This window comes from Stenotrophomonas sp. 2YAF22, from assembly GCF_052114665.1.
Taxonomy (GTDB): Bacteria; Pseudomonadota; Gammaproteobacteria; order Xanthomonadales; family Xanthomonadaceae; genus Stenotrophomonas; species Stenotrophomonas indicatrix.
In genome coordinates this window covers 1-4,756 of the sequence record NZ_JBFRFE010000326.1, presented here as the reverse complement: position 1 = coordinate 4,756, position 4,756 = coordinate 1, and the positions used below count along the sequence as shown (strand labels likewise).

The 4,756-nt window shown below is 67.6% G+C and carries 6 protein-coding genes; 4 read left to right on the top strand and 2 right to left on the bottom strand.

Annotated features, from left to right (window positions below; genetic code table 11):
• Positions 1-42: 42 nt before the first annotated feature.
• Together lptG and lptF are read right to left on the bottom strand one after the other, a co-directional pair.
• Positions 43-1,149: an LPS export ABC transporter permease LptG gene (lptG, locus tag AB4Y84_RS13520; RefSeq protein WP_025879356.1), complete on the bottom strand. Its 1,107-nt coding sequence runs from the start codon at positions 1,147-1,149 to the stop codon at positions 43-45.
• Entirely contained in the window at positions 1,146-2,228 is a 1,083-nt protein-coding gene (lptF, locus tag AB4Y84_RS13515; RefSeq protein WP_442245014.1) for an LPS export ABC transporter permease LptF, read from the bottom strand. The genes lptG and lptF overlap by 4 nt, the downstream gene beginning before the upstream one ends.
• Positions 2,229-2,332: 104 nt before the next feature.
• Between lptF and AB4Y84_RS13510 the strand changes: the two genes are divergently transcribed.
• The 4 genes from AB4Y84_RS13510 to AB4Y84_RS13495 form a co-directional block, all read left to right on the top strand.
• Positions 2,333-3,817 carry a leucyl aminopeptidase gene (locus AB4Y84_RS13510; RefSeq protein ID WP_363729731.1) on the top strand — a complete coding sequence of 495 codons (1,485 nt, stop codon included), beginning with the start codon at positions 2,333-2,335 and terminating at the stop codon, positions 3,815-3,817.
• A gap of 97 nt (positions 3,818-3,914) precedes the next feature.
• On the top strand, positions 3,915-4,340 hold the full coding sequence (locus tag AB4Y84_RS13505; RefSeq protein ID WP_025879359.1) for a DNA polymerase III subunit chi: 426 nt from the start codon (positions 3,915-3,917) through the stop codon (positions 4,338-4,340).
• A 19-nt stretch (positions 4,341-4,359) separates the two neighbouring features.
• A complete protein-coding gene (locus tag AB4Y84_RS13500; RefSeq protein ID WP_033830305.1) occupies positions 4,360-4,551 on the top strand; it encodes a YqaE/Pmp3 family membrane protein in 192 nt (63 codons plus the stop codon).
• A gap of 34 nt (positions 4,552-4,585) precedes the next feature.
• A partial coding sequence (locus tag AB4Y84_RS13495; protein WP_442250275.1) for a class I tRNA ligase family protein occupies positions 4,586-4,756 on the top strand: 171 nt, incomplete at its 3' end.

The window sequence follows — 4,756 nt, the reverse complement described above, 5'->3', positions numbered from 1 at the left end:
AAATCGCACACCTTCGCCGGGCATGGCCCGGCGCTATCGGAATCAGCCCGATTTGCGCCGGAACAACAACCCGGACACGGCCAACATCACGATCGGCGGCAGCGCGTAGGCAATGCGGTAGTCGAACTTCAGCGCACCGGCCATGCGGCCGAAGAACAGCTGCAGCAGCCAGAACGCCAGCGCGAACAGGATGCCCAGGAACAGGCGCTTGCCCATGCCACCACTGCGCAGCGAACCGAACGCGAACGGCACCGCCGCCAGGCACAGCGCCAGCACATTCAATGGATAGAACCAGCGGCTCCAGTACACATCCTCGTAGTCGCGTGCGTCCAGCCCGTTGCGCTCGCGGTAGGCGATGCTGGTGCTCAGCTCGGACACGCTGAGGTTGCGCGGCTTGGCGATGCCGGTGGCCAGGGCGCCGGCGTCCAGCTTGGAATTCCACGGCTCACGGGCCGCTTCCTGGCGCGTCGCCGAGCGCTCGCCGAAGGTGTCACGGCGCACGCCGGTCAATACCCAGCCATCCTTGTCATGCTCGGCGGTGGCCGCATGGGTCAGCGTACCGATCCGACCCTCTTCGTCGATCTTGTACAGGCGCACGTCACGCAGAATCAGCCGGGTGCCCTTGTCGCCGACCAGCTGTTCTTCGCCACTCTGTGCATTGAGGAACGTGTCACCTTCGCGCGCCCACAAGCCGGAGTAACGCGCCACCGCCATGTCGGTGCCCCACTTGGCACTCATCTTCAGCGAATCGGCGCGGTTCTGGCCCCACGGCCCCAGGGTCTCGGCGCTGATCACCATCAGCCCGGTCAACAGCGACAAGGCGATCGCCACCGACACGCTCAGGCGCTTGCGCGACAGGCCCAGCGCGCGCAGCGCGGTCAGCTCCGAGGTTGCGGCCAGCTGGCCCAGGCCCATCAGCGCGCCGATCACCGCCGCGGTCGGGAACATCGTGTAGGCCCGGCGCGGCACGGTGTACAGCACCCAGGCGGCAGCATGGCCCAGCGAATAGCCGTTCTTGCCGATGTCCTTGAACTCACCGGAGAAGGCCATCAGCACGTCCAGGCCCACCAGCACCGCCCAGGTCAGCAGCACGGTACCCAGCACTGCCCGGCCCAGGTACAGATCGAAACGCATCGGTCGCAGCATCATGCGCGGGCTCCCTTCGGGCGGGCCATGCGGCCGTCACGCGCGTACATCCAGATCGCCAGTGCCAGCAGCGGCAGGGTCAGCCACCACAGGCCAAGCGCCGGCGGAATCTGACCATTGGCGATCCAGCCACTGCCGATGAACATCAGGTTGGTACCGACCATGTAGGCCATCAGGGCCAGCATCATCCGCCCATAGCGCTGCTGGCGCGGCGAACTGCGTCCCAGTGGCACGGTCAGCAGGGCAAAGGCCAGCGCGATCAGCGGCGGCGCCAGGCGACGGTGCAGCTGTGCCTGGGCCTCGGGGCGCTTGTCACCGAACAACGCGGTGGTCGGCATCAGTTCGGGGTCATCACTCTTGCGCGCTTCACTGCCGTCGGGCAGCGCCACGTCGTTGCGGGCGAAGGTCGCCAGGCGGTAATCCAGTGCACCGGCCACCGGCCCTTCCAGCTGGTGGCCATCATCCAGTTCGAGGAAGCGCTGGCGGGCGCCTTCGAAGTACATGCGGCCGCTGGCGGCGGACACCACTTCAAGGCGATCCTCCTTCTGCCGCTGCAGGAACACCCGGCCCAGCTGGCTGCCATCGGGCGAGATCGAGGCGACATAGACCACGCCACCATTGGGCAGCGGGGTGAACCGGCCCGGCTCCAGGCCGGCCATCAGCACGCTGCGGTTGGCGTCCTGGACCATCTGTTCGGCGGTGCGCCCGGCCCAGGGGCCGAGCCACAGCGAGCAGGCGCCGACCACCGCGATCACCGGCAGCACCAACATCAGCAAGGGCTTGAGCAGGCGCCGGGGGCCGACGCCGATGGCGGTGATGACCGCCATTTCCGAGTCGCGGTAGAGGCGGGCGATGGCCAGCAGCAGGCCCAGCATCAGTGCCAGCGGCAGGATCAGCGGCATGTAGACGATGAACTGCAGGCCCAGCTGCGAGAACAGCAGCTTGGCCGGCAGCCGCCCGTCGGCGATGTTGCCGAGGATGTCCACCAGCACGCCGCCCACGCTGACCACCAGCAGGACGATCAGGGTAGCCAGGAAACTCTGGACGAAATCGCCCAATAGATAGCGGTCGAGCTTCAACATGGGGCGGTGGTTTAAACTCTCAGGTTCGTTCGCGGTGCCGCCCAGTCTAGCGTCTGGGCGTAAACGGTCCGCGATTGTACGGACTTGCCAATGGAATCTGCTCAATGGCTCTCGAATTCACCCTGAACCACCTCGCTGCGGCTTCGGCCGCCGTTGACTGCCTCGTCGTCGGCGCCTATGCCGACCATACCCTGACTGCGTCCGCGCAGGCACTGGATGCTGCAAGCGGTGGCCGCCTGGCCGCCCTGGCCCAGCGCGGCGACCTGTCCGGCAAGACCGGCGCCACCACCCTGCTGCACGACCTGCCGGGCGTGACCGCCCCGCGCGTGCTGGTGGTCGGCCTCGGCGATGCCGCCCGCTTCGGCGTGCCGCAGTACCTGAAGGCAGTCGGCGATGCCGTGCGCGCGCTGAAGGCCGGCGCTGCCCGCAGCGCACTGTTCACCCTGTCCGAAGTGGCAGTGAAGGACCGCGACGCGGCCTGGGCGATCCGCCAGGCGGTGATCGCCGCCGACCACGCGGCCTACCGCTACACCGCCACCCTGGGCAAGAAGAAGGCCGACGATGCCGGCCTGGCCCAGCTGGCCATCGCCGGTGATGACGCGCAGGCCCTGGCCCTGGCCCAGGGCCAGGCCATCGCCGCCGGTGTCGAGTTCGCCCGCGAGCTGGGCAACCTGCCGCCGAACTACTGCACCCCGGCCTATCTGGCTGAAGTGGGCGTGAAATTCGCCGGCGAGCATGACGGTGCCGAAGCGGAAATCCTCGACGAGACCCAGATGGAAGCGCTGGGCATGGGCTCGCTGCTGGCCGTGGCCCGTGGCTCGGCCAACCGCCCGCGCCTGGTCGTGCTGAAGTGGAGCAATGGCGGCGACGCCAAGCCCTACGTGCTGGTCGGCAAGGGCATCACCTTCGATACCGGTGGCGTCAACCTGAAGACCCAGGGCGGCATCGAAGAGATGAAGTACGACATGTGCGGTGGCGCCAACGTCATCGGCACCTTCGTCGCTGCGGTCAAGGCCAAGCTGCCGTTGAACCTTGTCGTGGTGGTGCCGGCGGTGGAAAACGCCATCGACGGCAATGCCTACCGCCCGTCCGACGTCATCACCTCGATGTCGGGCAAGACCATCGAAGTGGGCAACACCGACGCCGAAGGCCGCCTGATCCTGTGCGACGCACTGACCTACGCGCAGCGCTTCGAGCCGCAGGCGCTGGTCGATGTGGCCACCCTGACCGGTGCCTGCATGGTCGCCCTCGGCCACCAGACCGCAGGCCTGATGAGCAAGCACGACGACCTGGCCAACGAGCTGCTGGCTGCTGGCGAGCAGGTCTTCGACCGCGCCTGGCGCCTGCCGCTGTGGGACGAGTACCAGCCGATGCTGGATTCCAGCTTCGCCGACGTCTACAACATCGGCGGCCGCTGGGCCGGTGCCATCACCGCTGGCTGCTTCCTGTCGCGCTTCGCCGAAGGCCAGCGCTGGGCCCATCTGGACATCGCTGGCGTGGCCAGCGATGAAGGCAAGCGTGGCATGGCCACCGGCCGTCCGGTCGGCCTGCTGAGCCAGTGGTTGCTGGACCAGGTCGCCCGCGCCTGACGCTGTCCCTGACCCTGGCCGGCAACCGCCGGCCGGGGCCTCGCCGGTCCAGCCGCCACCCGGCATGGATCGGCACCTGCCTCACCTGGATGCCGCCATGCCCCGCGCCGACTTCTACCTGATCGCCAAGCCCCGTTTCCTGACCGAGCCGTTGCGCCTGGTCTGCGAGCTGGCGCGCAAGGCCAACGACGCCGGGTTGTTCACCCTGGTCCTCGCCCGCGACCAGGCCCAGGCCGAAGAACTTGACGAACTTCTCTGGTCGTTCGACGACGATGCCTACATTCCGCACCAGATCGTGGGTGAGGACGTGGACGAGGAAGAAGCCCTGGTACTGATCGCCCCGCCCGGTGGCGAGGCGCCCGTGCGGCCGCTGGTGATCAACCTGCGCGACGAACCCTGGCTGGGCCAGTGCGAGCGCGTGCTGGAAGTGGTCCCGGCCGATCCGGAAGCGCGCGAACCGCTGCGCGAGCGCTGGCGCCAGTACAAGACCGCCGGTTACGACCTGAACAAGCACGACATGTAAGCCCTGCGAGGACCCCTTGATGCGCCTGCTGATCGCCCTGATTCTTCCCTGGCTGTCCTTTTTCACCATCGGCCGGCCGATTGCCGGCATCGTCTGCCTGATCCTGCAGATCACCCTGATCGGCTGGCTGCCCGCCGCCATCTGGGCTGCCTATTCGGTCAGCCAGTACCACACCGACCAGAAGATCCGGCGCACCCTCGGGTCGCGCTGATCTCCCTTCCCGCCTTGATGACTGGTTCCCCCGCATGACCCAACTCGCCTCCAGCTACGACCCGAAGTCCTTCGAGACCGACCTCTACGAGGCCTGGGAGAAGGCCGGCCATTTCAAGCCGTCCGGCAAGGGCGAGCCGTACACCATCCTGCTGCCGCCGCCGAACGTGACCGGCACCCTGCACATGGGCCATGCCTTCCAGCAG

What these genes read in the sequence shown, in the direction of transcription:
- AB4Y84_RS13500 (WP_033830305.1), top strand. Translation starts at nt 4,360, where the DNA reads ATGCGCCTGCTGATCGCCCTGATTCTTCCCTGGCTGTCCTTTTTCACC.
- AB4Y84_RS13505 (WP_025879359.1), top strand. Translation starts at nt 3,915, where the DNA reads ATGCCCCGCGCCGACTTCTACCTGATCGCCAAGCCCCGTTTCCTGACC.
- AB4Y84_RS13510 (WP_363729731.1), top strand. Translation starts at nt 2,333, where the DNA reads ATGGCTCTCGAATTCACCCTGAACCACCTCGCTGCGGCTTCGGCCGCC.
- lptF (WP_442245014.1), bottom strand. Translation starts at nt 2,228, where the DNA reads ATGTTGAAGCTCGACCGCTATCTATTGGGCGATTTCGTCCAGAGTTTC.
- lptG (WP_025879356.1), bottom strand. Translation starts at nt 1,149, where the DNA reads ATGATGCTGCGACCGATGCGTTTCGATCTGTACCTGGGCCGGGCAGTG.